A 24813-nucleotide genomic window follows, 5' to 3' on the forward strand; every position below is an offset into this window, starting at 1 on the left:
TCGCGTATTGGCAAATATTTGCCATAACGTAAATAAATAAATTACTGGCTCATGGCCTCTTTTATGCAAATGGCAAAAACAGCTTCATTTTTTAAATCTCTTTTGAGGTTTTCCCTTTCCCTCATATTTGTGGGTTTGTTTTTTTACAACACCCCTGATGTCTCAGCAAAAAGGCCTCCAGAAATAAGAAATCAGGAAGAACTCCAGATTACCCAAGATATGCATGGTCAGGATCTCAGCGGTAATGAATTCGTAAAATTTGATTTGAAAGGGATCAATTTTAGTGAATCAAACTTAACTGGAGCTGTATTCAATAACAGCAAGTTAAAAGGAGCTGATATGCATGGAGCAAATATGAGTGACGCACTTGCCTATGCAAGTGATTTTGAGGATGCAAATTTAAGTGATGTTAATTTTAATGGAGCACTTTTAATGGAGAGCAGTTTTACAAATTCTCAAATATCAGGTGCTGACTTTACGGATGCTGTTATCAGTAGGATTCAACAAAAACAACTTTGTTCAATTGCCGAGGGAACTAATTCGTCAACAGGAGTAGAAACTACCTATAGTCTTGGTTGTTAGCCGAATATATGAATCAACAAAAGAAAAGGTTGCCAGTAACGATAATTACTGGATTTTTGGGATCAGGTAAAACCACACTTATCAGGCATCTTTTGCAAAAAGGCCAGAGTAAATTTGCTGTAATTGTTAATGAATTTGGAAGTATTGGATTAGATGGTGCTCTATTTGAGAGTTGTGGTTTTTGCCCTGAAAGTGAATTAGAGGGAAGACTTGTAGAGCTAAATAACGGTTGTATTTGTTGCACTGTTCAAGAAGACTTTCTCCCCACTTTGCAAAAACTTTTGTCATTAAATAACGATATCGAAGGTATTGTTATTGAGACCAGTGGACTTGCCTTGCCTCAACCATTGCTTAAGGCTTTAGATTGGCCTGAAATCCGTTCACAAATATATGTTGATGGACTTATTACCGTTGCTGATGGAGAGGCCTTATCTTTGGGTAGTCCAGTTGGGGATTTAGTTGCCCTTGAAAAACAAAGAGATGAAGATGAAAATATTGACCACAAAACCCCGCTTAATGAATTATTTAATGATCAATTATTGGAATCTGATTTGGTTTTGATTAGTAGGTCAGATATTATTTCTAAAAAGTTATTCGATGATATAAAGGTAAAAATTTCAAAAATAGTTAAGCCTGAAGTTCAAATATTACCCATGCAAAATGGACAAATAGAACCAAGCTTATTAATCGGTTTACAGCATTCTAATAACACCCGAGTAAAGCCAGAAGAATCCCATCATCATAATCATTTAGACGTTTTTAGTTATCATTTTAAAAAGGATTTTTCGTTTGATTCAACTGAACTAAAAGAATTACTAATATCACTTGTCGAAGAGTACCAAATAATCAGAATAAAAGGGAGAAATTGGGTTAAAGGAAAAATATATCCACAACAGGTGCAAATGGTTGGGTCTAGATTTAATTGTTGGTATGAAAAAGCTCCTGATTATGTTTGGAAACCTCAGGATGCTGGCTTGGAACTTATTGTTTTGAGTTTCAGGTCTGGGATTCAAAAGGAGTTAAGCAAAAAATTTGATATGTATAAAATTTATGAAAGTTAAAAATTTATATTAACTTCGGGTTGTTTATTTTTGTATTACCAGCGAACGTATAGGGGCGATGAGGAATTCAACACAAGATCCATCGCCAAGTCTCTCTTGATTACAACTGTTGTGAGCACCTCCCTCTCTGAACAATCTACCTATTTAAAAATGGAGGATTCAGAAAAACAGCATTCCAATTGCACCAAGTGTGGTGGTAGTGGATACACTAAATCAAATCCTAACTGTTATCGGACTTGTCTTGATTGTTTTGGTAGAGGATTCACTTTAAACAGTGAAAAAATTACACTTTGATTTTCTTGGATCTTTTACCGAAAATACTTCAGGATATGTTTTGACTCAGTTTTTCTATCCTTTTATGTAAATTGCAAATTTTTCAAGCAAAAGTTTTTATCAGATTAAGATCATCAGTACTGGACCCAGCTGGTGAGGCTAGCAGAGCTGCTGCTAGCAAGTTGGGGATTAGAGGGATAGAAAAATTGCGTATTGGAAAGATTATTGATCTAGAGATAGAAGCAAAGGATGAAACTGAAGCCAAAAAAAATTTAGAGTTGCTCAGCGATAAGTTGCTTGCTAACACCGTTATTGAGGACTGGTCCTTGGAACTTTCTCCGAAAAACCCAAATTAATTATTAGTTTATGACGGTTGGTATTGTTGTTTTCCCTGGTTCAAATTGCGATAGAGATGTTCAATGGGCTCTAGAGGGATGCTTAGGAGTTCAAACTAAATATCTCTGGCACGAAAGTAGGGATTTGGATGGAATAAATTCATTGGTGCTGCCAGGAGGGTTTAGTTATGGAGATTATTTAAGATGTGGAGCTATTGCCAGGTTTGCTCCTGTTTTGCAATGCCTGCCAGATTTTGTTGCTAAGGGTGGAAAAGTTATTGGGATTTGCAACGGATTTCAAATTCTCACAGAGCTTGGTTTACTCCCTGGCGCACTTACTAGAAATAAAAATCTTAATTTTATTTGTCAGGATGTGTCTCTATCAATTTCAAGTAATTATTTGCCCTGGTTTAATAACTACACAGATAAAACTGGAATAAATTTGCCCATTGCTCATGGTGAAGGTAGATATCAATGCAGCGAAGACACTCTCAAATTTCTCTTAGATAATGATTTGGTAGCTCTCAGATATGATCAGAACATTAATGGGTCAATCAACGCCATAGCTGGGATCTCTAATCTAAAGAGAAATGTCTTGGGTTTAATGCCTCATCCAGAACGTGCATGTGATCCGTTAATTGGATCAACCGATGGTGTTGGAATACTTAAGTTTTTGATTGAGTAAAAAGAGGTGATTTTGTTTTGAATCACCTCTTATTTACTATTTAATATTTGTAGCCTGCTACGAAAAGCGCCTCGTCTGATGAAGGCTGTGATCCGGGCACATAGGAACCGGTTGAGGCCTCTGAATTGGCTTGTGCTCTGGCAATGAGAGCTTTTTGTCCAGCATCGTTATTGGAACCTGCCCATGCTTTTAGGCAAGAATGCTGAAGAGCTCTTCCGTATGAAAAAGAAACATTCCATTTAGCCTTTCGCTCAATCTTGTTCATAAGATTTAAGTAAACTGAAGCAGCCTCTTCACTCAAGCCACCAGAAAGAAAAACAATACCAGGAACACTTGCAGGAACAGAACGTTCCATTGTTCTGATTGTCATTTCTGCAACCTTTTGAGGATCAGCTTTGGGAGTGAAATCAGCCCCTGGCACGGTCATCGATGGCTTAAGGAGAGTACCCTCAAGAAGTACCCCATTCTCTTGACAAGCTTTATAAACGGTTTTAATAACTTGCTCTTGAACGGCAGCGGTCTTTTCAATATTGTGAGCTCCATCCATCAGTATTTCTGGTTCGATAATTGGCACTAAACCAGATTCTTGAACTGATCTAGCATATCTCGCTAACCCCCAGGCGTTTTCTTGAATGGATAGATTTGTTGGACACCCATCATCTGTAATTTGAAGAACAGCTCTCCACTTAGCAAAACGTGCTCCCTGTTCGTAATAGTCAGCAGCTCTCTCAACAAGACCATCTAGTCCGCTACAAAATGTTTCTACATCATGACCGCCTGCAAGTGGGCGTAGGCCTTTGTCAACTTTAATACCTGGAATTATTCCAAGTTTTTCTAATTTTTTCACCATAGGCTCTCCGTCAGGATGACTTTGAAAAAGTGTCTCCTCAAAGAGAATTGCTCCGCTTATAAAGTTTCCAAGACCTTCAGTTGTGAAAAGCATTCCTCTGTAAGCTTTTCTGTTGTCTTCGGAGTTCTCAACATTTATTGAGGCTAATCTTTTACCAACTGTTTTGGTTGATTCGTCAACTGCCAGGATTCCTTTGCCTGGACGGGCTATTGTTGACGCTGTTTTTTTGAGCTCTTCCGCGTAGTAACTAAGTGCCATTTCTGCCAGAAAATTTTCCTTAAGATCTTTCCATAGAATGACTTTTATTTAAGTATAAAATATTACATTGCTTTGTATCCTTCGTCGTAAAACCTTTGCTCTCTTGAGGAATTTTATGTCGAAGAAATAGTCTTTATTTAGGTTATGAATTTATTTAGGTTTATTTTTACTTCGTTTTTGGCGGATTCATAAATGGCATCGCAAACTCTTTGACTCTCAATTCCTTCTGCTAGTCCTGGGATGACGGGAGTGCCTTTAATGATACTTTCTGCCCACCAGTTTTGAATTCTCTCTACAGGAGCAATTCTTCCATCTGACCAGCTTCTTTTAAAAAGAAAATCTTTGTCCGGCGAAATTTGTCTTAAAGGCCCCTCTTTATCTGAGGTCCACAGACCAAAACCATGTACATAATCTTTTTGATTATCACTACCAAGAATCGCAGTCCCCTCGCTTCCGTAAATTTCAATCCAACATCCACGTCCATGTCTGCAAATTGAAGACAATGTTAATTGAACGGGAACCAAGGAATTTGACGAAGCTTGGCATAATTCGAGTTGAGCAAGACATGTGTCTTCGCTGGAAACCTTTCTAGGTTTTCCTGTAAAACTCTCTATTCTCTCAGAAATTGAAGTCGAGAATTGAGATGAAAGATTTTCTGTAGGACCAATCAGCCAATGCAAAATATCAATAGCGTGAGTACCTAGAGCTCCTGTTACACCCCCTCCTTCCTCATTATTTGAATACCAATTCCATTCTCTTTTCGGATTTGCTCTGCTGCTCATTATCCAATCGAATTTTACTAACCATATTTTTCCAAGTTTATTATTTTCGATTATTTTTTTTAGTTGCATAAAAAGGGGTACTGCTCGATATTCAAAATCGACAGCAACAGAAAGTCTATTTTTAATTGCTAAACGTGCTAGCTCCTCAGCTTGCGCAGAATTTAAGGAAATTGGCTTCTCAAGCAATAGATGTTTGCCAGCCTCAAGAGCACTTTTGGCTAATTCAAATCTTGCTGCTGGTGGTGTTGCGATAATGATTGCTTTTATTTCATCTGCTTGGAGAAGAGTTTCCCAGTTTTTGTAGGCAATGAGTTTGTTGATTTTTGAAGATTCAATAAGTCTTGAGTGCCTGTGGTGCCAAATTCCAATTGGATTCAACAACAGGTTGCTTCTCAATGCTGGTAAGTGAACCGATTCTCCAAATCCCAATCCTGCAATCCCTACTCCTACTTCTTGATTTGGTTCCATTTTAATTTTTAAAGGTACAAACTTGGTCTATTACATCTTGTATTAATTGATCTCCATTTGGACTATTCCATTCAGAGGAGTTGTTATTTATTTCATTGACAGAAATATCTTTAAAGGCATTTCCTGGGCAATCAATAGCCATTGTGTATAAAATTTCTTTTGTAATTTCACTACCTTTAGGTTCATATTTACTCAAAACTCTAATTATTCCATCTTGATTTTTCTTATAGCTGTTCTTATCCCAGGCTTGTCTACCAAATTCACTCTTAGGAACATAAACCCAATTGTTGGTGATTGCCTCTACTGAACTTTGTTGAAAAAATATAGTGAAACATATGCAAAGAAATATAAGGAAATAATTTCTTACAGTATCCAAATGTTTTTTTATTAAGGTCATTAATTTTTATCCTCTAGTGGATGATTTCCATGTATTTTTAATATTTTGGTAAATATTTTCCTGAATTGAGTTCTCGGAACAATTGTGTCAACAAAACCATGCTCTTGAAGGTACTCAGCCGTTTGGAAATTTTCAGGTAATTTTTCTCTCAAGGTTTGTTCAATAACTCTTCGACCTGCAAAACCTATCAAGGCTTTTGGTTCAGCAAGGATCAAGTCTCCAAGCATTGCAAAACTAGCAGTAACTCCCCCTGTTGTGGGATGGGTAAGAAGTGGCATATAAAGTAATTCGGCTTCTCTGTGACGCTCAAGTGCTCCAGATATTTTTGCCATTTGCATGAGACTCAGCATCCCTTCTTGCATTCTTGCTCCTCCAGAGGCACAGACTATTAACAATGGAATTCTCATTTGAGTAGCCTTCTCAATTAATCGAGTTATTTTTTCTCCCACAACAGATCCCATAGATCCGCCCATAAAACGAAAATCCATTACCGCTAAAGCGATTTTGATGTTTTCAACTTTGCAAGTTCCCGTAACAACCCCATCTTTCATTCCTGTGCTTGATTGACTTTCTCTAAGACGATCAGCGTAAGCTCTGCGGTCTTTAAAGCCAAGTGGATCAGTTGGTGACAGATCTTGATCTATTGCGATAAATGTATTTGGGTCTGCAATTAATTTAATTCTTTCTGCACTGTCTATTCGGTTGTGATGGCCGCAGTTACTGCATACATTGGCATTAGCCGCTAAATCTTTCCTATAAACGACTTGGCTGCATTCTGGGCATTTACCCCAAAGCCCGTCGCCTTCATCAGTTTCCTGAATCACCTTCCCAACGAATTGGCCCTTGCGTCGATCTGCAAACCAGTCAAAAAGAGACACGATAAAAATATATCTTTTTCTATTTAAAGCCCCCAAAGGGCTTCCCAGCTTCGAATCCACCAATTTTCACCTAAAAGCAACATTAAAAATGAAAAAAATGAAATAAATGGTGTGAATGGAATTGCACTAAATGGTTTTGTTTTAAAAAAGCTCATTCTGATAAAACTAAATAAGCCAGCTGAGATAAAGGACAGTATCAATACCAAAGAAACAGCTTGAAGACCCAGCCATATTGAACACATTGAAGCTAACTTTGCATCACCAATACCTAAGCATTCTTTATTAGTAAAAAACTTGGATATTTCCTTTATTGAAATCATTAGAAGGATAATTGAAATTGAATAAATCAGATGATTTATAATTTCTGATGAAAAAGATGACCAATTATATTCATTTATATTCGAATAAAGAAATAAAAACCCAATAAAAATGCCCATATTACAATCTTTTTCAGCTATTGATAATCTTTTAATATCGTCTATTGATATCTTTGTAATTAATATTATAAATATAATCTCCAAGTATATTTTCAGCAAGAAACTCCTATTAGTATTGGCTTTTATTATTTACATTAATCTGGTTAATTTATTTCAGCAACCCTTTTTTTTATCCTCAATCATTTTATGAATAATTGGGGTAAGTATTAATTCCATCGCAAATCCCATTTTTCCACCGTTTACAACAATACTTGTAGGACTTGACATGAAGGAATCATGAATCATTCCTAGTAAGTGTTGGAATTCAATTCCCCATTTTTCTCTTGCACCTTTTCTGAAATGAATAATTACGAAACTTTCATCTGGTGTGGGTATATTTCTACAAATGAAAGGGTTTGAAGTGTCTATGGTTGGAACTCTTTGAAAATTGATATCAGTCTTACTGAATTGAGGACAAATGTGATTTATGTAATCAGGCATTCTCCTCAAAATCGTGTCGACAATTGCTTCAGCTGAATAACCCCTCTCTGCATTATCTCTATGTATTTTCTGGATCCATTCAAGGTTTGTTATAGGTACCACTCCAACTAATAAATCCGCTAAAGACGCTACGTCATAATCATCGCCTGCAACTCCACCATGAAGTCCTTCATAAAAAAGAATATCGGTACCTGTTGGAATATCTTCCCACGGGGTGAATTGACCAGCTGTTAAAGATGTTCCTAGTCGAGAGTTGTGTTCATCAGCCTCTTCTTGACTGTGCAAGTAATAACGCTTTTGTCCCGTGCCAGATTCTCCATAAGTTCTGAAAAGTTCCTCTAGTTTATTGAAAAGATTAGCCTCAGGGCCAAAGTGAGAAAAATTCTCACCTTTAGCTAGGGCATCTGCCATAGCTTTTTTCATCGGCATTCTCTCGAAGCGATGGTAACTATCACCCTCGACAACAGCGGGGACAATGTCCTCACGTGCGAAAATGTGTTCGAAGGCTCTTTTTACAGTGCTTGTTCCTGCTCCTGAGGAACCGGTGACAGCAACAACTGGATGTGACCTGGACATTTATTCTTTGAAATCAGACCTAAAGATCTTCGCAGGTCACATGTCCAAATCTTCAAATAAAGTAGACACTTTAATTTTTTTGTACTGTTACAAAGTTGAAAGGGCTTGGGTTATTAGTTTACCCATTTCATTACAACCAACTTTTTTCGAGTTTTCTGAGGCAATATCTGGTGTCCTGAAATCACCAGCAAGTACCTCCTCTACTGCATTCTCAATATCCAAAGCCGCCTCGTTTTCACTTAGACCAACTCTCAATAACATGGCTGCCGAGAGAATCATGGCGATGGGGTTAGCTTTATCCTCTCCGGCTATGTCTGGGGCAGATCCATGCACTGGTTCAAATAAACCTGGACCTTTTTCGCTTAGTGAGGCAGAGGGAAGCATACCAATTGATCCTGTAAGCATTGCTGCTTCATCACTGATTATGTCTCCAAATAAATTTCCAGTCAAAATAACATCGAATTGAGAGGGGTCTCTTATTAGCTGCATAGCAGCATTATCTACGTATAGGTTTGAGAGTTCTATGCTTGGAAAACCATTTGCGATTGATTTAACTCTCTCTCTCCAAAGTTGACTTACGTCAAGAACATTTGCTTTGTCTACGGAGCAAACTTTTTTCTTTCTATTAGTGGCTAAATCAAAAGCAATTTTTGCAATTCTATCTATTTCTGGTGTTGAATAAGACATTGTATTAAAAGCTCTTTCTGTATCTTTGTGTTTAACTCTTCCCTTAGGTTCTCCAAAATAAATTCCTCCAGTAAGTTCTCTAACTACCATTAAATCAACATTTTTTATTATTTCTGATTTAAGTGAGCTTGAATCAATTAAAGCATTATGAATTTTTACTGGCCGAATATTTGCAAATAGGTTTAGACCTGATCTTAATTTAAGAAGACCAGTCTCAGGTCGTTTATCTCTAGGATTATTATCAAATTTTGGATCCCCTATTGATGCCATTAAGACTGCATCACTTTCTTTGCAAGCTTTAAGAGTTTCGTCTGGAAGTGGAGAACCTGTTTCTGAAATTGCAACACCCCCAAGAAGTTTGTAGTTGAAATTAATATCAAAAGAATGTTTTTTGCATAAGCTAAGTAAAAGATTTGTGGTCACTTCTGTAATCTCTGGTCCAATTCCATCTCCAGAAAGAACGGTTATTGAATATTTCTTCATTGAGTGAATTTAGTTTTGTTGATTAGCATTAAAACTTTCGTTTAGTTTACGTAATGTCTTAGCAATTTCAGGTAGCTTTTTGAAATTAGCCGAGCATCTTAACCACAGTTTATTCGGAATTGCAGGGAATCCGCTGATAACCATATTTTCCCCAATGTCTGTGTGTATTCCACATTTTGAGCTGGCAACAACTCTGTTGCCTACCACAACTCTATTTGAGACACCAACTTGACCAGCCAAAATAACTCCATCTCCTATTTTTGCCCCTCCAGCAATACCAACTTGAGATGCCATTGCACAGCCTCTCCCGATAACCACTCCATGCCCAATCTGAACAAGATTATCGATTTTAGTCCCTGACCCAATTTTGGTCTCTCCTACTGATGGCCTGTCTATATTTGAATTGCATCCAATTTCAACATTATCCTCAATAATAACTGACCCAGTTTGTGGCATTTTCCTCCATCCTTTTTCTGTTGGAACAAAACCAAAACCTTCAGAACCAATCACAGCATTAGAGTGAATTATGCAGTTATCCCCTAAATTAGATCCTGTTTGAATTACGCAATTTGAGTGCAATTCGTTAGATTTACCCAAATTAACTTTTTCATAAATAACAACACCAGGATGAATAACAGTATTATCTCCAATTTTACAATTATCTCCAATAAATACATTGGCACCAATATAAATGGAATTTCCAATAGTTACATTTTTACCAATAACTGCAGAGGGATGAATACCTGAATCGGGTGGAATCTTGGGTTTTAAGATTTCTAAAGCTTCCGCAAAAGCAAGTTTCGGATTTTCAAAGCTAGCCCAAGCTATTCTCATCTCCGAAGCCTTATCTTTAATACTATTATCATCAGGAATTAGTATCGCTGAAGCACCTGTTTTATTGAATTCCACAGTTAAATTTGATGCGGACTCTAAAAAAGTAATTTGCCCAATACATGCATTATTGATTGATGCGCCCTCATTTAATTGTGGATCTAAATTATGCTGGGAGTATTTGTACCCTGAATCCCCAAGTTTTAGTTTTTTTATAAGTTGGCTGAAATACATTTGCATAGATTTCGGAAAAATAATTAAGTTGATCTAAATAAATTGTCGTCAGTTAGAACCAACACATCTCTATGAATAACTATCGGAGATTTTACAGAGAGTTGTTGACTCGATTGCTGCTCTTTAATTCGCTCACTGCTTAACGAGCATATTCCCCTAGCAAACTCTTTACCAGAAGTGTTAATGAGTTTTACTGGTTGATTAGCAGAGAATTCACCATTTATTTTTTTTACCCCCACAAGAAGTAATGAAGCGCCTTGATTTTGTATTGCATTTGTTGCTCCATCGTCAAGAAAAATCGAACCTACTGGCTTTAAAGCGTTGGCTAGCCAACTTTTTTTGTTGCCAATAGGTTTTGGGCTTGGATGAAAAACCGTACCTCCTCTAGATCCATTGAAAAGTTCTTTCAGAATATTTGGATTTCTTCCATCAGCAAGATGCACTTTTATTCCTCTTTGTGTTGCAATTTTTGCTGCTTCAAGTTTAGTTTTGATTCCCCCTGTACCCCAATCACTTTTATGGATTGAGTTTTCTTGAAAATCTTTTAAATCATTGGGATGATGAATATCGGTTATTGGTTTTGCCGACTTATTAATTCTTGGATCAGATGAATAAAGTTTGTCTATATCAGTTAAAAGTATTAATTGATCTGCTGATATTGCTCCTGCCACTAGGGCTGAAAGAGTATCATTGTCGCCATATTTCAATTCTTCATTTGAAACAGAATCATTTTCATTGACAACTGGCAATACGCCCCAATCAAGTAACTTTTTCAATGTTAACGTTGCACTTTTATAAGATCTCTGAGTGCTTAATTCAGATCTTGTCAAAAGAATTTGAGCTACATTGAATCCAAACTTTTTCATTGATTTATCGTACAAGCTCATCAAATAACCTTGTCCTACTGCAGCCGCCGCTTGCAAAGAAACTATTTCCTCTGGGCGGTCATTTATTGATAAAAGACTACATCCCAGACCAACTGCACCACTGGATACAACAACTATTTTGTGCCCATTGTTTTTAGTTTCTGCGATGTTTCTGCAAATATTCTCAATGACTTCTGCTGTGCTAAAACCATTAGCACCTCTAAGAAGACTTGTACCTATTTTTATAACCCAAACGCTCATTTTAAATGATTGATAATAATGATGAGATTGATCTTTCTAAATATTGTGTAATACTTTTGTTATTAGGCAATCCATCTTTTTTTATTGGTTTAACTAAAATTGTGTATATACCTAATCGGTTACCTAAAATTATATCTGTAAAAATTCTATCCCCAATTATACAGGTTTCTTTTTCTTGATAATTCATTCGTTTTAATGCTTTTAAAGTTGAATCTCTGCGGGGCTTTGATGCTCTATGAGTAAAATCTAATTCTAATTGATTAGCAATATTTCTTATTCGTTTCTCAGATGGATTATTACTTACTAAGTGCAATTTGAAATATTTTTTGGAGTCAAAAATCCAATGTTTAACTTTTTGGGGAATGATTAAAGTTCTTCTAGATAATATTGTATTGTCAACATCCAATATTAAATATTTTAAATTTAATTTAGTTAAATGAGAAATAGAAATTTCATTTAAAAGTAAATGAGTATCCCAGTCAGGCTTAAAAAGATAATTATACATAAAGATTAAAGACCTCTTTCTTCAAGTTCAGTTTCAATTTTTCCTTGAACTCTGTCAAACTCATCTCCTTCAACAAGTTTTGCTTGATTATTTTCAATCTTCCCTACAATAAAAAAAGGATCGAGAGGTATGTAAAGGCCATATTCTTCATTTTCTACCTTGAAACTTACAAGAAGTTCATAAGTTTCAGATTCATCATTCATTTCATTTTCATCAAATTCTTCAGCTTCTGGTTCTTCCAACTCTCCTGAGACAGTAAGTGTTAGAGCTGATCGAATTAATTGTAGATCGTATTCTTGTAAAACAACGTCAGCAACCTCAAGAATAGGTTCACTTTTTTCAATAGTTTCAATAAGTTCTGGGTCACTATCTTCTTTTAACTTAAAAAGAGATACGGGAGTGTCGACTGGAGTTAGAAGTGCGTACTCAGTATTTTCAATAGGAACAATTTGCTCAAGAAAACATAATAAATCACTACCTGTGCTGTCCTTAAGAAGAAGAGTGGGGACTTGATCGTTATTGTTTGTTGAGTCTGAATTAGACATTTAGTGTTGTCCTTTATTTGGGTTTGAGCTGGTAAAAATTGAAATGAAGGTATGGATGCCCTCTATCTATCAATTCTAAATTCAGGCCCTTCGAGGAGCCATTGTTCTAGTAACAGAGCAGCAGCCTCACTGTCTAGTTTGCCTGAACGATCGTTTTTTACAGATAGATTTTGTTTTGCTTGCCATGTTGAGGAATGTTCATTTACCCAAGCTATTGGTAATTTTAAAGACAAAGCTAAACGGGTTCCATACTCTTTGCAAAATTCTGATTGATTTGTTGATTTTCCCTTTTCATCCAAAGGAAGACCAATAACAAGTCCTTGCACATCTCTTCTGTTACAAAGACATTTCAATTTTTTGAGGTCTTGGTCAAAATTATTTCGGAAAAGAGCCGGCAGCCTAGAGACTGTTATTCCTAGTGGATCGCAGGCTGCGATTCCAATGCGTTTTTTGCCAATATCCAAACTCAGTACTGATTTAGGTTTTGGTTTTGAAATATTTTTCATTATTTTGTAGGTGTTGGTAGAGGCGGTTGATTTGGTTTTAAGCCCTCAAGAATTGACTCCAATGAATTGCTCCGTGAGGCTAATTTGCTTGTTGATTTTCTTTTTAGTAATGTTTTTCCCAATATTACAAACTCATTTAAATCTTCTTTACAATAATTCTTAAGTATTTTGTTTAATTGATCATCATCAGTTGATGATTCTAATGTAATTTCAGATTGAATTTTAAAAAGTGAATTTAAAATAATAGGTATAATTTTATTTAATCTTTCATCCCATGCAATATCTCGGATGATTTCTAATGAAACAATATTTTCAGAACATAACGGTTGAATAAACCCCAGAAAAGCATCTCTTCTTGATTTGTCGTTATTAAGTAAAACAATATTCTCTGGTTCATTCTTGTAAAGTAAGTCTGTCCAGTGGCCATCAAGTATTTCGCGAATTAGTACGGATTCTGATCTTTTCTTAAGCTTCCACAATGCCGGTGCATTTGTTTTATTTAGTGAGTCCCAACATCTAGAGTTTTTGTCATCTGAGAGTGAGATATTTAAAAATCTATCATTTATAAAGTTCCAATTTTTAACTATTTTTAACGGCTGAAAACCCAACTCTCTTAAAAGACTTAATTGATCTGACTCTAAAGATGGACATCTTACTATCCAACTTTTCGCGATATTATTCTCTGTTTTCATTGCTTCTTTTAAAAGTAATTTACGCACTTCACCTTTTGATGATTCAGTTGGTTCTTTTATAAATTCAGGCAAACTTACACACCAACAAGTTCCTCTTGGATTATTTGGCTGGATTACAACTAGAGCGATTAAATTATCTTTTTCAGTGGCCACAATGCATTTTGGCTGGCGCTTTGGAACTAACCCTTGTAATTTGTCCTCTGCTTCTGCTAACCAGGTCCTTAGTAACATGATTTGCATCCATCCCATTCTTTTTGATTGCTTAATTGAGGCCAGCATTGGCAAATGCTTGGCCCTCAGTGGTTCAATATTTAGAAAATTGTTTTCAGAATTAAACAAAATCATTTCTTCTCTTCATGTAAATCTATTCCTTTATTTAAGTTTTTGTGAATGATTATCTGATTTTCTAATTAAAACTAGTGGAGTTTTTTGGTTGGCATTTCCCGCAGGATTTGTTTTCAATGCTTTTTTTATGATAGATACATCGCAATTTTTACTGCTATTAAGTACTTTGATTCTTCCCAGATCATTAACATCTACTATTGCTGATGCAATACCTAATGTTTTAGTTAATTCATAGCATATCTGATTTTGTTTGATTGGTCCGAGAACAATTCTTTTATCATAGGGAGGGGTTGTTCCTGTTATGTCATCTATTAATCTTGCTTGTTCTCCAGCTAAAATATAAAAAACACCTTTCAACTTAATTATTTTAAAAAGGCCTCCAATAATAAATGAAACCAATGCTCTTGAAGGACCTATTATATTTATTAATGATTGCATTCCGCATGCCGTGGCAAGACTGCTAGTAGGATGAAAATATTGACATAGTATTCTTGCTAACAATGAAATATTGATATTTGTGGGTGATAAATATCTACCTTGCATTATTGCCAATGGAGTTTCAGCTATGGTAATGATGTCTCCAGGTTGAATAATTTTTTTACAGTAGTTTTTTACTACATCAACTGGATCATCAAGTATTCCTAGTAAGTGAGTTTTAATAGGTAGAACTTTCAAACCATTTAATTCAATCCATTTGTGTTGATCCATATCCGTATTGTTAATATCAATTTCACTTGGGATAGCAAAACTAAATTCACGATTAAGTAAACCAAAGGGGCCGTAGTTTTGCCAGTTGATATCAATCCAAACACAATCTACGTACTTTTGCTCATCAATAAAAAAATCAAGTTCAATATCTGCTTCAACTTTTATATTAACTTTTGAGTTGCTTTTTATAATAAATGAGGTCAAATAATTATCATTTCTTATGAGTTCTTTGTCAATATCTGGTATGAATCTAACATTTATATTTTTTATTATATATGATTTTTTTCCTAAAATAGTAGCTTTAAGTTCAATATATGGAATCATAACCTCCATTCTCTTATGTGGATTAATAATTTCTAAATAACCAAATATCTTTATCCCTTTATTCATTTCATCCATCGACCAGTTCTTTGGAGATAATAGAAGAGGAGAGTTTGGTTTGAGTTTATGAAAGACCTCAAGAAAACTAAAAAAAACTATAAGAATTAATAATAATATAAAGATAATCATATTCTCAAGAAAAGGAGGAGTTTTCTATCATTTATTATTAATCATACCTTCATTTATATATTTATATAGTTTATTTCCTTGGATCAGCATAACCATCTTTTGCTGCTTCACTATTGTATTCATTAAAACTTTTTATACTTACAGTAAAGTTAGGTGCTTCAAGTCCAGTAGATTGAGATATTGCATCATTAATTTTATCAATTGGTACTTGACCTTCCTCATCAAGAACAATTTCACCTTCTCCATTAAGTACTACTACTTGGGGGATTTTCCCTTTCCAATAATACGCTGGATTAGAATTATCTTTGGTTCTTTGATTTTGTAGTTCATCTGTTGTTAAAGGTATTAAGTCAATTTGGGTAGGCCAAAGTAATTTTATTCCTGATACAACTGGTGCGAATGCTTTACTTGTTCTACTATCATCTAAATAAAATACTAAAACTGATGTTCTTTTGTTTTGTAACGCTTCTTTTAAAGTTGTTTGAGGAGGAACTAAAGCACCATTACCTGTAACTATTGTAAATATATTGCCTTCATAATCGTCATTATCAAGAGCAGCATCTACTCTCGAAAAAAATGAAAAAATTATCAAAATTACTGTGATTAATCCTTTAAAAATTAGTTTCATGAATTTGTTTTAATTTAATTTGGATTGTATGGGAAGTTTTTATTCAATTTCATCCTTTTGAAAGGGTTCTACCCATACCTTGAGCTATTCCTTTTCCTATTAAGCCAATAGCTCTACCAATTACTTTGGTAAGGATTATTACCATAATATCTCCTATATATTTAACTAATGCTTGTATTTGAGGTGAAAGGGCATCTCTTAATTCAATTAAAAGTGCAACTTGCTTAGGTATCCAGGACAATTCCTCAAGTTCTTTATCTCTTGCTTCATTGATATAAATTACTTTAATCTCATTATTTGAGAAAGTGAAGAGTCCTCTTTTACTTTCATATAAGTTTATCGGTCTTTGTATAAGATTCTGTAATTGGGCTTGACTATTAAGCTGATTTCGATATCTGTCTAATTCACGCGTTGAGATAAATTCATCTGAAAGTATTAATTGTCTTATTTCAGGCCATTCTGCACTTGCATTAATAAATTCAGCGCTTATGATTTCAGCTGTTCTTACTAACCAGTTAATAACCAATTTTTCAAGAAGAATAAGTGCTCTTGGGTCCTCAGGAGGTAAGTTAATACCATTAACGACAATTGGTTTATTGTTTACTAAACCAGAAATCATCTGAACGGGCTTCGGTAACTCTTCGTCTGAGGCAGTTAAGTCAATCATTGATATAATCTTTTCATCGAAACTAACATCCTCACCTTCAAAATTAATTCTCACATATTGACCTATTAAATTTCTTATTGATTCTTTTCTAAGTTCTGTCTGAAGTTCTTCCCAGATAAGAACACTATCAATATCAGTATTGTTTTTAGATTTAATTTTTTTAATTAATAATTCAAATTGCTCAAAAATAGAAATCAGCAGTTTTGACTTATGTTTTGGTCTTAATGCTTCTAGGGCTAATAAGTTGCCAGAGTTATTAATAAGATCTTTTTTTATTGATGAGTTTACTCTGCTAGATATTTGATCAAGTACTGCATAGGGATTTTCTATATCTATTGTTATTTCAGTTTTGTAACCGAATGATGTATTTAATTTTTTATCTTGCCTATTGTTGCTCATATTATATTTCGTATTACCCCAAAATATATGTAGAAGATTCTTTGCTTGATTAAGTTCCCTTTTTCTCCCCTCTAATATAAATTCCTTAAAAAAATTGTTAGATTTTATTGTTAATTGATTATTTATAATTGATATTTCTTCATTGATTTGATAAACGCCCGATAATAGAAGCCATTGCCCTAGTCCTACATTAAGTTTATTGGATTTGTCATTTTCATTTTTGTTTTCATTGAGCTTTACCACTCTTCCACCATTGATTAATAACTCTATAGTTTCTTTTAGAACTTTTAGACTTGGCTCTTGAATAATACCTTTGCAATCTAAATCTAAAAGTTGTTCAGTTCTAAGATTCAGATTTTTTGGAAGAATTAAAAGTATTGGAGAAGGAAACCATTTCTCTTTAAGACGAATTAATTCATCATTGATAAAAGCAGGGATTTCGTTGTTATCGAAGTACCAAATAACCAAGTTTGGGTGCCTTATTAATTGCTCAGCCGATAATGACACCTGTATATTTTCTCCTGATTTTTCTAATTGAGACTCTAATGATTCACCCAATAGTGCTGGTGCAAGTAAAAGTATTTGTTTTGCCTCTTCATTTTTCAAACAAGTCACCAAGTAATCCTTAAATATAAATGTAACGACTTCTCTCTGAGTAATCCAGTAGTAAAACAGATATGTGTGGAGATTTGTTATTGAATCTAAATCTCAACTTATATAATCATTGTTTTGATTGGAATCTTGGATATCAATATTTGATAAGGCCTCAATAGCATCCTCCAATTCAAATTTCCTTTCATAAAGGGCTCTACCTACTATTACTCCTGTTACACCATATTCAGAGAGAATAGAAAGTGATAAAAGATCAGCAATTGACCCTATGCCGCCAGAAGCTATGACCGGCTTCTTACTTGAATTTGCGATCGATCTAAGTGATTCAATATTTGGACCAGATAAGGTACCATCTGTTGATATGTCAGTTGATATTATCGATGAAATTTGTAGTTTTGAATATTTAGCAGCCATGTCAACAGCTTTAATTGAACTTTCTGAAGTCCATCCTCTCGTTGCAACCTTCCCATTATTTGCATCCAACCCAATAATTATTTTTCCTGGGTTTTTTTCAACAATTTGAGCTACTTCAATAGGTTTCTCAACTGCTATCGTTCCTAAAATTACTTTATCAATTCCATAATCCAATAATTGCTGTGCTCGTTCAATAGAACGAACGCCACCTCCAATTTGAATCGGAATGTCGATATTTTTGGATATAGCTTTAATTGAAGCATCATTTATGGGTTGACCAGTCTTTGCTCCATCAAGATCAACTAGATGCAATCTCTTGGCCCCTTTCCTCTGCCATGTAAGTGCTTGTGATACTGGATCACTATTGAATTGTGATACCTTGTCGTATTTGCCTTGTTCAAGTCGAACACAATTACCATCAAGAAGATCTATTGCAGGGATAACATCCATTCCAGATAATTTAGTTCTCATATTAATAATCTCATGTAAATGTTTTTAATGGGTGTTCCCATTAATTGCTTCAATATAGGTGTCGCTTTAAAACTTTGAAAATTCTCGTCATGGGAGGGACCCGATTCATTGGGAAGTCTCTCGTTAAAAAATTGCGTGCAGATGGTCATGAACTAATTCTTTTTACTAGAGGAAAACTTCCAGTACCCAAAAGTGTTAAACATATTAGAGGAGATAGAAAGAACTACAATGATCTTAAATTATTATCTGGAAATAATTTTGACGTAATTATTGATACATCTGGAAGAAGTCTTGAGGATACAAAATTGTTAATTGAATCTGCAAAAGTTCCAACTAATAGACTCATTTATGTTAGTTCTGCAGGTGTTTATAAAAAAAGCTCTGAAATTCCCTTAGAAGAAGATTCTGAGATTGATCCTGAAAGTAGACACATAGGAAAATCAGAGACAGAAAATTGGCTATACAAAAATGATATTCCCTTTACAAGTTTCCGCCCAACATATATTTATGGTCCTGGTAATTATAATCCAATTGAACGTTGGTTCTTTGATCGAATTATTAATAATAGACCTATACCAATTCCAGGCAATGGAGAAACCATAACACAACTTGGCCATGTAAATGATCTTGCTTCTGCAATGGCCTTGTCATTAAGACAAGAAAATACCAAAAATAAAATTTATAATTGTTCTGGGAAGAAAGGAATAACTTTTAATGGAATTGTTGAGATTGCATGTAAGGTATGCAATAAAAATATTGACAACATGAAATTTATTTATTTCGATCCATCTAAACTAAATTCTAAAGAACGAAAAGTTTTTCCTCTGAGGATAGAGAATTTCTACACAAGCATAGCCTCCCTAGAGAAAGATCTGGGTTGGCAACCTGAATTTAATTTATTAGATGGATTTAAAGATAGTTACTTAAATGATTATAAAAAAAATCCAACTGTTGATCCAGATTTCAGTCGCGATGAAGAGATATTTTCAAATCTAGGTATTTAATTGCAGATACAATTGCCAATAATAATGAGGGCCAAAATAATATATAACCAAGATTATTAAGTATGTTAGAGTAATAATAGCCACCTAAAGTAGAGGGCCAGATCATTAATAATATACTAGTAAATTGTAATACTGTTTTTGATTTTCCAAACAATGAAGCTGGCCCACCGCTAATTTGCTGAGCTCTCCAGGTTGAAATTATGAGCTCTCGGCTAAACAAAAGCCAAGTGGCCCAAAAAGGTATAATTCCACTCTCTGTAAGCCAAATTATTGGAATAAAAATTAAGATCTTATCAGCTAGGGGATCTAGTTTTGCCCCCCACTGAGAGCCTCCACCGGCTTTCCTTGCAAAATATCCATCAAGTATATCTGAAAAAGCTCCTACAATAATTAATATAAACGCAAGACTTAGATTATCTCTATAAAAAGAGTAAATTAATGGTAATGCTAAAAATAGGCGAAGCATAGTAATAATATTTGCTAATTGCCTTGATAATGAAATTTTATTTCTAGTTAGAAAATATCGCATAGTTAAACATTATGTAATGATTTAAAAAATTGAGGATTTAAAACTATATTAGTATATAAATATTCTAAAATAATACAACAAATAAACCTATTTGATAAAATTACAGAATAGTGTAATAATAGTCAATATTTATATTATTCCTGTGACTTATTTCTTACTGCTTGTTTTTTTAGCTTCCTTAGTTTCGATGAGTTATATTGTTAAACGTTTGGATAAGTCATAGTTATTAATAAATACTTTTTCTTATGGAAATATTAATTTAAGAGAAATGCAATCACTTTCCTTCAAAATATCCTCAGGTCGAGATCTTTTGTCTTCTTTACTAACTATATCAAAAAACGAGAACAAAGACTTTTTTGTTCTTAGCATTGTTGGTAATTTATCAAGAGCAACTTTTGAATGTCCTGGTCAAAAAGATCCTGTAATAGTTGAGGAGGAATTGGAAATTTTAAGTCTTAATGGTTTTATTACTAATGACAAGGCTCATTTACATTTATGTGTTTCTAATTCTAATTGTCAGGCTTTTGGAGGTCATATCTTAAAAGGAACTATTGTAGCTAAAAATGTTGATATATTACTGGGTTGTGATTATTCAGTTTCAAATGTTTCTTTTTTTCAAGCTGAGCATTCTTCAATAACCAATCAAAAAGTATTTATCGAAGTTTACATTTTGAAAAATTGTCCTTGGTCAAAGAGAGCTATAAGGTTTCTTAATAATCTAGGTCTTAAATTTGATGTTCATGAAATAAACAATGATGATGATTTTAAAACTCTTTATAAAAGAAGTAAATACTACAAGTTCCCTCAAATATTTTTTGATAATAAATTTATAGGTGGTTATGATAATTTGATTAAACTTTCTGAGGATGGAAAACTTATTTAGTTGTTAAGTAACTAAATAATATCTCATTTTAAATTTAAATTTTTTCCCTTGCAAATCAACATATTTTCTATTTTGTAATTATTGTGTATATGTTAAAAAATTTGATTTTTCGCTTGTGAATCCCTTATTTCAGATAAGACCAATATCATCAATAGATATACCTATAATTACCGAGTGGGCAAGAACAGAGGGTTTTGCTCCAGGAGTGGGAGATGTCAATATTTACAGAAATACTGATAAACAAGGTATTTGGATTGGGTGCTTAGATGACATTCCCATAGGTTGTATCGCGGGTGTGCGTTATAACCCTAACTATGGTTTTATTGGACTTTTTATTGTTAGGAGGGAATATCGAGGTAAAGGTTATGGGTTAGAACTTTGGAAACATGCTCTTGAATATTTAAAAAATACTCCTTTGATTGGTTTGGAAGCGGCCACCTCCCGAATAGAAGATTATCAAAATTGGGGATTTAGGATTTCCTCAATTACGACTCGTTGGCAATGTAATTTTTCTGGAGAATGTGGTACTAAAAAGATTTATGAAGATGAGCATTTTGAGAATCTGAGAATTCTTGATGGTAAATCAGTTAAGTCAAATAATGTTCAGCTTTATGATGCAAACAGGGAGCCTTCTCCGAGACCTCATTTTTTATCTGACTGGCTTGATCACATTGAGGGCAATGTATCAGTTCTGGTTGACGATAATCAAAATTGCCATGGATTTGGTCGAATAAGACCTTGTTTACTTTCTGAGAAAAATGGCTGGAGAATTGGACCTCTTCTTGCTGATACTCCACCACTGGCAGAAATTATCCTAAGTGATTTGTTGACTTCACATTCTGGGCAAATTCTCCTTGATGCTCCAGGTTCAAATCCATACGTAACATATTTGTTAAAGGGTTTTGGGTTTAAAGAAATTTCTCATACATATCGCATGTATAGGGGGAATAAGCCCAAGGTTTCTATGAATCAAGTATATGGATTAGCATGCTTAGAACTTGGCTGAGAATATATTGTCAAACTCCTTTCTACATTTTTTTTACTTTAATTCGTTCTTTTGTTGCTTTAATTCCAGTTCCAATTGATGTATTAACTTTGTTACCAATAATTGGAATTCTGGCTGACACCCCCTAAAAGCTGCTTTATGCCTAACTGATTCATTGCGAGTTCTTAAATCTGTAAGCATTAATTGCAACGCATCAATTTTTGCGTTGGTTTTCATATTTTAAAATGGAGTCAATAGTTTAACTATAGATTCAAAGCGAACTTTTTAAGGATTTATTTAGGTGTTCTGTATTACTTGTGATTTCAATGATTTTACCTACAGCTTTGTCTGTATCGATTGATTCAATGCAGCATCGTGCAACAAGTCTTCTTGGGATTGATCCTTCATTTTGAGTATCCATACCTGAGTAAATAATTCCTTCTTTATCTAAATTTTCTTCTTTATCACTTAGACCTCCAGGTCTGATAATTGTCCAGTCCAATCCACTGCTTTCAAGTTTTTGTTCACCAATTCTTTTCCAAAAAAGTATTAAACCAAATAGGTTGAGTGGATGAAAAATTTTCCCAGCGCATAAAGAACTCACTAATATCACTCTTTTTATACCAACTCTCCTACAACTTTCGACTTGATTTATGACTCCAAATGCATCTATTCTTGCTGGAGATATTAAATCTACAGATGGTCTTGCACCCGTTGCGATGATTAAAATATCTAGCCCCTTTAACGTTTCATCAAGTTCATGTTTATCAAATAGGGAGGTTGATCGTTTATCAAGCGTTCTTAATGATTTAGGTATCAAGGAGTTTTTACGAAATATTGGCACGACTTCGTAACCTTTTACCAAAGCTTCTTCAACTATTCTGTAGCCTGTTTTTCCTGAAGCCCCTGAAACTCCTATCCTCATTAGTAATAAATACTTTTTGTTATTTATAGCTCATCTTGTTAATAATTGCATTATTTTTAAAATAATTTATTTGTGCACTATGCTTTTTTACATATTTTGGGTTTTTTTCTATTAGGAAAAAGTTCCCGACATAAAAAACAAATTTTCCCATTGCAGCCTCTCGCAGTACAGTATTCTCTACCATAAAAAATTATTTGTAAATGAAGCTTGTTCCATTTTGATTTTGGAAAAATATTTTTTAAATCTTTTTCTGTTTGCTTTACATTTTCTCCTCTAGTTAACTCCCATCTTTGAGCTAATCTATGAATATGGGTATCAACGGGGAATGTAGGTACATCAAAGGCTTGAGCCATCACAACACTTGCTGTTTTGTGACCAACTCCAGGCAATGATTCTAAATCTTCAAAACTTGATGGAACTATTGAATCAAATTTTGTATAAATAATTTTAGATAGTTTATAAACATTATTAGCTTTTGTTTTGGCTAGACCAAGTTGTTTAATATGATTATATATTGTTGATTGACCAAGCTCAATCATTTTTCTTGGATTTGGAGCCTTTTGGAATAAATCCTTAGATACTTCATTTACTTTTTTATCCGTTGTTTGAGCACTAAGTAATACAGCTATTAGGAATGTAAAATCATTTATGTGGTTTAAAGGAATTGGGGTTTTTGGATAAAGTTCTTCTAATCGTTTTATTATTAGAATAGCTCTCTCACTTTTCTTCATTTTTAATTTCAAAACTGTATTAAGGTGTTCTCATAAGTATAATAAGTTACACTCATTGATTTATGATGTTTAAATTATAATTTTATTTTAATATGTGTTCTTTAGAATCCTATAATAATAAATTACATTCAGTATAACTCTTGTGGGAGATAATCATCTAGTCATAAAAGATCTTTGGCATAAATATGGATCAAGAAATGCAGATAAGTTTACTTTGAAATCAATAAATATATCCGTAAGAGGAGGTGAACTTTTAGGCCTTGTAGGCCCCTCAGGGTGTGGTAAAACCACTTTGCTCAGGCTTATTGCAGGATTAGAAAAACCTTCGCAGGGAAGTATTTCACTTAATGGGAGAGAAATCTCAGCTCCAATTAAGGTCGTGCCTCCTGAAAAAAGAGATGTTGGAATGGTTTTCCAGGATTATGCTCTTTTTCCTCATTTGAACGCCTGGAAAAATGTGTGCTTTGGCCTTTCAAGAGCAAATGATAAAAATAGAGCAATATGGCTTCTTGAATTACTTGGGCTTCAGGATTTTAAGGATCGTTATCCTCATGAACTTTCTGGTGGGCAAAAACAACGATTGGCTCTTGCAAGAGCTCTTGCACCTGGCACCTCTATCATTCTTCTTGACGAACCATTCAATAGTCTTGATTTAACAGTTCGCATTAGACTTAGGAACGAGCTTTCCAGCGTTTTAAAAACTTGTTCTGCTACTGGTATTTTTGTTACCCATGATTCCCATGAGGCTCTAGCTATTTGTGACAGAGTTGCAGTAATTAACAAAGGTGAACTTTGTCAATGTGGTACGACAAATGAACTCATCAATTCTCCTACAAATTCATTTATTGGAGAATTTCTTTTTCAGAAAAATTTACTACCTTTGGAAATAATAGATCAAGAAATTTTTACTCAAATTGGTACTTTGATACCGATTAAAAAAGAGGATTTAATGAAAAAGAATTACGAGTATATTATGTTCGATATCTTTAATATAAAGATTGAAACTTCAGAGTCACCAAATTGTGTTATTAGATCATTGGAATATCTAAATAATCAATGGATTGTCACTGTAAAAGTTAATGAAACCTTTCTGCGAGTAAAGCATAATAATGGCCTAGGCTTGAAAATTGGACAACCATGCAAGGTTTCTTTTTTAGATAAACAGGAAATCTTACTTTTTCCTGGTGTTGATAGATGTTGGGTTAATTAAATTTTTTACTTAAGGTTAATGAGACTCACTCTCGATTGAAATATTTAGCTAAATTGCACCATTTTATATGATTTGATGTATCATTTAATACAGGCGTAAGCCTCTCTTTAGTGGATTAAA

General features: G+C 34.2%; 29 protein-coding genes. 8 read left to right on the top strand and 21 right to left on the bottom strand.

Annotated elements, in window-relative coordinates; genetic code table 11:
• Positions 1-69 precede the first annotated feature (69 nt).
• The 4 genes from AC6EJA_RS01015 to purQ all read left to right on the top strand — a co-directional run bounded on the left by AC6EJA_RS01015 (position 70) and on the right by purQ (position 2936).
• Positions 70-582: a pentapeptide repeat-containing protein gene (locus AC6EJA_RS01015; protein ID WP_498502674.1), complete on the top strand. Its 513-nt coding sequence runs from the start codon at positions 70-72 to the stop codon at positions 580-582.
• Positions 583-590: 8 nt separating this feature from the next.
• The gene (locus tag AC6EJA_RS01020; RefSeq protein WP_498502675.1) at positions 591-1643 is read left to right on the top strand and encodes a GTP-binding protein; all 1053 of its coding nucleotides are present in this window, start codon (positions 591-593) and stop codon (positions 1641-1643) included.
• Between the two features lie 365 nt (positions 1644-2008).
• Positions 2009-2272, top strand: coding sequence for a phosphoribosylformylglycinamidine synthase subunit PurS (gene purS / locus AC6EJA_RS01025; RefSeq protein WP_498502676.1), 264 nt, complete (start codon positions 2009-2011; stop codon positions 2270-2272).
• Positions 2273-2282: 10 nt separating this feature from the next.
• Positions 2283-2936 carry a phosphoribosylformylglycinamidine synthase subunit PurQ gene (purQ, locus tag AC6EJA_RS01030; RefSeq protein WP_498502677.1) on the top strand — a complete coding sequence of 218 codons (654 nt, stop codon included), beginning with the start codon at positions 2283-2285 and terminating at the stop codon, positions 2934-2936.
• A 40-nt stretch (positions 2937-2976) separates the two neighbouring features.
• On the opposite strand, the gene AC6EJA_RS01035 is transcribed toward purQ, so the two are convergent.
• From AC6EJA_RS01035 to hisA, 17 genes are all read right to left on the bottom strand, one after another.
• Positions 2977-4044 (bottom strand): class I fructose-bisphosphate aldolase, encoded by a 1068-nt coding sequence (locus AC6EJA_RS01035; RefSeq protein ID WP_498502678.1) that lies wholly within the window; start codon positions 4042-4044, stop codon positions 2977-2979.
• Between the two features lie 137 nt (positions 4045-4181).
• Positions 4182-5294, bottom strand: coding sequence for a Gfo/Idh/MocA family protein (locus tag AC6EJA_RS01040; protein ID WP_498502679.1), 1113 nt, complete (start codon positions 5292-5294; stop codon positions 4182-4184).
• A gap of 1 nt (position 5295) precedes the next feature.
• Complete coding sequence (locus tag AC6EJA_RS01045; protein ID WP_498502680.1) at positions 5296-5691, bottom strand: hypothetical protein; 396 nt, start codon at positions 5689-5691, stop codon at positions 5296-5298.
• Complete coding sequence (gene accD, locus AC6EJA_RS01050) at positions 5691-6569, bottom strand: acetyl-CoA carboxylase, carboxyltransferase subunit beta (protein WP_498503517.1); 879 nt, start codon at positions 6567-6569, stop codon at positions 5691-5693. Before accD ends, AC6EJA_RS01045 begins: the two co-directional genes overlap by 1 nt.
• Before the next feature lie 23 nt (positions 6570-6592).
• Positions 6593-7105, bottom strand: coding sequence for a prepilin peptidase (locus AC6EJA_RS01055; RefSeq protein WP_498502681.1), 513 nt, complete (start codon positions 7103-7105; stop codon positions 6593-6595).
• 54 nt (positions 7106-7159) lie between these two features.
• Positions 7160-8062 carry a phosphoribulokinase gene (locus AC6EJA_RS01060; protein ID WP_498502682.1) on the bottom strand — a complete coding sequence of 301 codons (903 nt, stop codon included), beginning with the start codon at positions 8060-8062 and terminating at the stop codon, positions 7160-7162.
• Between the two features lie 87 nt (positions 8063-8149).
• Positions 8150-9232: a 3-isopropylmalate dehydrogenase gene (gene leuB, locus AC6EJA_RS01065; protein WP_498502683.1), complete on the bottom strand. Its 1083-nt coding sequence runs from the start codon at positions 9230-9232 to the stop codon at positions 8150-8152.
• A gap of 9 nt (positions 9233-9241) precedes the next feature.
• Entirely contained in the window at positions 9242-10297 is a 1056-nt protein-coding gene (lpxD, locus tag AC6EJA_RS01070; RefSeq protein WP_498502684.1) for a UDP-3-O-(3-hydroxymyristoyl)glucosamine N-acyltransferase, read from the bottom strand.
• A 23-nt stretch (positions 10298-10320) separates the two neighbouring features.
• The gene (proB, locus tag AC6EJA_RS01075; protein ID WP_498502685.1) at positions 10321-11424 is read right to left on the bottom strand and encodes a glutamate 5-kinase; all 1104 of its coding nucleotides are present in this window, start codon (positions 11422-11424) and stop codon (positions 10321-10323) included.
• Position 11425: 1 nt separating this feature from the next.
• Positions 11426-11929: a YqeG family HAD IIIA-type phosphatase gene (locus tag AC6EJA_RS01080; RefSeq protein ID WP_498502686.1), complete on the bottom strand. Its 504-nt coding sequence runs from the start codon at positions 11927-11929 to the stop codon at positions 11426-11428.
• Positions 11930-11934: 5 nt separating this feature from the next.
• The gene (locus AC6EJA_RS01085) at positions 11935-12474 is read right to left on the bottom strand and encodes a DUF3727 domain-containing protein (protein ID WP_498502687.1); all 540 of its coding nucleotides are present in this window, start codon (positions 12472-12474) and stop codon (positions 11935-11937) included.
• 62 nt (positions 12475-12536) lie between these two features.
• Positions 12537-12971 carry a Holliday junction resolvase RuvX gene (gene ruvX, locus AC6EJA_RS01090; RefSeq protein WP_498503518.1) on the bottom strand — a complete coding sequence of 145 codons (435 nt, stop codon included), beginning with the start codon at positions 12969-12971 and terminating at the stop codon, positions 12537-12539.
• Between the two features lie 8 nt (positions 12972-12979).
• Entirely contained in the window at positions 12980-14017 is a 1038-nt protein-coding gene (locus AC6EJA_RS01095) for a hypothetical protein (RefSeq protein ID WP_498502688.1), read from the bottom strand.
• A 27-nt stretch (positions 14018-14044) separates the two neighbouring features.
• Positions 14045-15124 (bottom strand): F420-0:Gamma-glutamyl ligase, encoded by a 1080-nt coding sequence (locus AC6EJA_RS01100; protein WP_498502689.1) that lies wholly within the window; start codon positions 15122-15124, stop codon positions 14045-14047.
• 181 nt (positions 15125-15305) lie between these two features.
• Entirely contained in the window at positions 15306-15863 is a 558-nt protein-coding gene (locus AC6EJA_RS01105) for a thylakoid membrane photosystem I accumulation factor (protein ID WP_498502690.1), read from the bottom strand.
• Positions 15864-15912: 49 nt separating this feature from the next.
• Positions 15913-17544 (bottom strand): DUF3685 domain-containing protein, encoded by a 1632-nt coding sequence (locus AC6EJA_RS01110; protein ID WP_498502691.1) that lies wholly within the window; start codon positions 17542-17544, stop codon positions 15913-15915.
• Between the two features lie 93 nt (positions 17545-17637).
• Positions 17638-18405 (bottom strand): 1-(5-phosphoribosyl)-5-[(5-phosphoribosylamino)methylideneamino]imidazole-4-carboxamide isomerase, encoded by a 768-nt coding sequence (gene hisA, locus AC6EJA_RS01115; protein ID WP_498503519.1) that lies wholly within the window; start codon positions 18403-18405, stop codon positions 17638-17640.
• 110 nt (positions 18406-18515) lie between these two features.
• On the opposite strand from hisA, the gene AC6EJA_RS01120 reads away from it, so the two are divergent.
• The gene (locus tag AC6EJA_RS01120) at positions 18516-19430 is read left to right on the top strand and encodes an NAD-dependent epimerase/dehydratase family protein (RefSeq protein ID WP_498502692.1); all 915 of its coding nucleotides are present in this window, start codon (positions 18516-18518) and stop codon (positions 19428-19430) included.
• On the opposite strand, the gene AC6EJA_RS01125 is transcribed toward AC6EJA_RS01120, so the two are convergent.
• Positions 19390-19959, bottom strand: a complete 570-nt coding sequence (locus tag AC6EJA_RS01125; RefSeq protein ID WP_498502693.1) for a CDP-alcohol phosphatidyltransferase family protein — start codon at positions 19957-19959, stop codon at positions 19390-19392. The two genes, AC6EJA_RS01120 and AC6EJA_RS01125, sit on opposite strands and share 41 nt — an antisense overlap.
• 268 nt (positions 19960-20227) lie before the next feature.
• On the opposite strand from AC6EJA_RS01125, the gene AC6EJA_RS01130 reads away from it, so the two are divergent.
• Entirely contained in the window at positions 20228-20842 is a 615-nt protein-coding gene (locus tag AC6EJA_RS01130; RefSeq protein WP_498502694.1) for a PCC domain-containing protein, read from the top strand.
• Positions 20843-20957: 115 nt separating this feature from the next.
• The gene (locus tag AC6EJA_RS01135) at positions 20958-21848 is read left to right on the top strand and encodes a GNAT family N-acetyltransferase (protein WP_498502695.1); all 891 of its coding nucleotides are present in this window, start codon (positions 20958-20960) and stop codon (positions 21846-21848) included.
• 33 nt (positions 21849-21881) lie between these two features.
• On the opposite strand, the gene AC6EJA_RS01140 is transcribed toward AC6EJA_RS01135, so the two are convergent.
• The 3 genes from AC6EJA_RS01140 to nth all read right to left on the bottom strand — a co-directional run bounded on the left by AC6EJA_RS01140 (position 21882) and on the right by nth (position 23483).
• Positions 21882-22064 (bottom strand): hypothetical protein, encoded by a 183-nt coding sequence (locus AC6EJA_RS01140; protein WP_498502696.1) that lies wholly within the window; start codon positions 22062-22064, stop codon positions 21882-21884.
• A 34-nt stretch (positions 22065-22098) separates the two neighbouring features.
• Complete coding sequence (locus tag AC6EJA_RS01145) at positions 22099-22752, bottom strand: SDR family oxidoreductase (protein WP_498502697.1); 654 nt, start codon at positions 22750-22752, stop codon at positions 22099-22101.
• Positions 22753-22829: 77 nt separating this feature from the next.
• Positions 22830-23483: an endonuclease III gene (gene nth / locus AC6EJA_RS01150; RefSeq protein ID WP_498502699.1), complete on the bottom strand. Its 654-nt coding sequence runs from the start codon at positions 23481-23483 to the stop codon at positions 22830-22832.
• A 142-nt stretch (positions 23484-23625) separates the two neighbouring features.
• On the opposite strand from nth, the gene AC6EJA_RS01155 reads away from it, so the two are divergent.
• Positions 23626-24693, top strand: a complete 1068-nt coding sequence (locus AC6EJA_RS01155; RefSeq protein ID WP_498502701.1) for an ABC transporter ATP-binding protein — start codon at positions 23626-23628, stop codon at positions 24691-24693.
• Positions 24694-24813 lie beyond the last annotated feature (120 nt).

The sequence above is a fragment of the Prochlorococcus sp. MIT2309 genome (assembly GCF_059772305.1).

Coding starts and splice junctions, on each gene's coding strand:
- AC6EJA_RS01015 (WP_498502674.1), top strand. CDS start 70: ATGGCAAAAACAGCTTCATTTTTTAAATCTCTTTTGAGGTTTTCCCTT.
- AC6EJA_RS01020 (WP_498502675.1), top strand. CDS start 591: ATGAATCAACAAAAGAAAAGGTTGCCAGTAACGATAATTACTGGATTT.
- purQ (WP_498502677.1), top strand. CDS start 2,283: ATGACGGTTGGTATTGTTGTTTTCCCTGGTTCAAATTGCGATAGAGAT.
- AC6EJA_RS01035 (WP_498502678.1), bottom strand. CDS start 4,044: ATGGCACTTAGTTACTACGCGGAAGAGCTCAAAAAAACAGCGTCAACA.
- AC6EJA_RS01040 (WP_498502679.1), bottom strand. CDS start 5,294: ATGGAACCAAATCAAGAAGTAGGAGTAGGGATTGCAGGATTGGGATTT.
- AC6EJA_RS01045 (WP_498502680.1), bottom strand. CDS start 5,691: ATGACCTTAATAAAAAAACATTTGGATACTGTAAGAAATTATTTCCTT.
- AC6EJA_RS01060 (WP_498502682.1), bottom strand. CDS start 8,062: ATGTCCAGGTCACATCCAGTTGTTGCTGTCACCGGTTCCTCAGGAGCA.
- leuB (WP_498502683.1), bottom strand. CDS start 9,232: ATGAAGAAATATTCAATAACCGTTCTTTCTGGAGATGGAATTGGACCA.
- lpxD (WP_498502684.1), bottom strand. CDS start 10,297: ATGTATTTCAGCCAACTTATAAAAAAACTAAAACTTGGGGATTCAGGG.
- proB (WP_498502685.1), bottom strand. CDS start 11,424: ATGAGCGTTTGGGTTATAAAAATAGGTACAAGTCTTCTTAGAGGTGCT.
- AC6EJA_RS01080 (WP_498502686.1), bottom strand. CDS start 11,929: ATGTATAATTATCTTTTTAAGCCTGACTGGGATACTCATTTACTTTTA.
- AC6EJA_RS01085 (WP_498502687.1), bottom strand. CDS start 12,474: ATGTCTAATTCAGACTCAACAAACAATAACGATCAAGTCCCCACTCTT.
- AC6EJA_RS01095 (WP_498502688.1), bottom strand. CDS start 14,017: ATGATTTTGTTTAATTCTGAAAACAATTTTCTAAATATTGAACCACTG.
- AC6EJA_RS01100 (WP_498502689.1), bottom strand. CDS start 15,124: ATGGATGAAATGAATAAAGGGATAAAGATATTTGGTTATTTAGAAATT.
- AC6EJA_RS01105 (WP_498502690.1), bottom strand. CDS start 15,863: ATGAAACTAATTTTTAAAGGATTAATCACAGTAATTTTGATAATTTTT.
- hisA (WP_498503519.1), bottom strand. CDS start 18,405: ATGGATGTTATCCCTGCAATAGATCTTCTTGATGGTAATTGTGTTCGA.
- AC6EJA_RS01120 (WP_498502692.1), top strand. CDS start 18,516: ATGGGAGGGACCCGATTCATTGGGAAGTCTCTCGTTAAAAAATTGCGT.
- AC6EJA_RS01125 (WP_498502693.1), bottom strand. CDS start 19,959: ATGCGATATTTTCTAACTAGAAATAAAATTTCATTATCAAGGCAATTA.
- AC6EJA_RS01130 (WP_498502694.1), top strand. CDS start 20,228: ATGCAATCACTTTCCTTCAAAATATCCTCAGGTCGAGATCTTTTGTCT.
- AC6EJA_RS01140 (WP_498502696.1), bottom strand. CDS start 22,064: ATGAAAACCAACGCAAAAATTGATGCGTTGCAATTAATGCTTACAGAT.
- AC6EJA_RS01145 (WP_498502697.1), bottom strand. CDS start 22,752: ATGAGGATAGGAGTTTCAGGGGCTTCAGGAAAAACAGGCTACAGAATA.
- nth (WP_498502699.1), bottom strand. CDS start 23,483: ATGAAGAAAAGTGAGAGAGCTATTCTAATAATAAAACGATTAGAAGAA.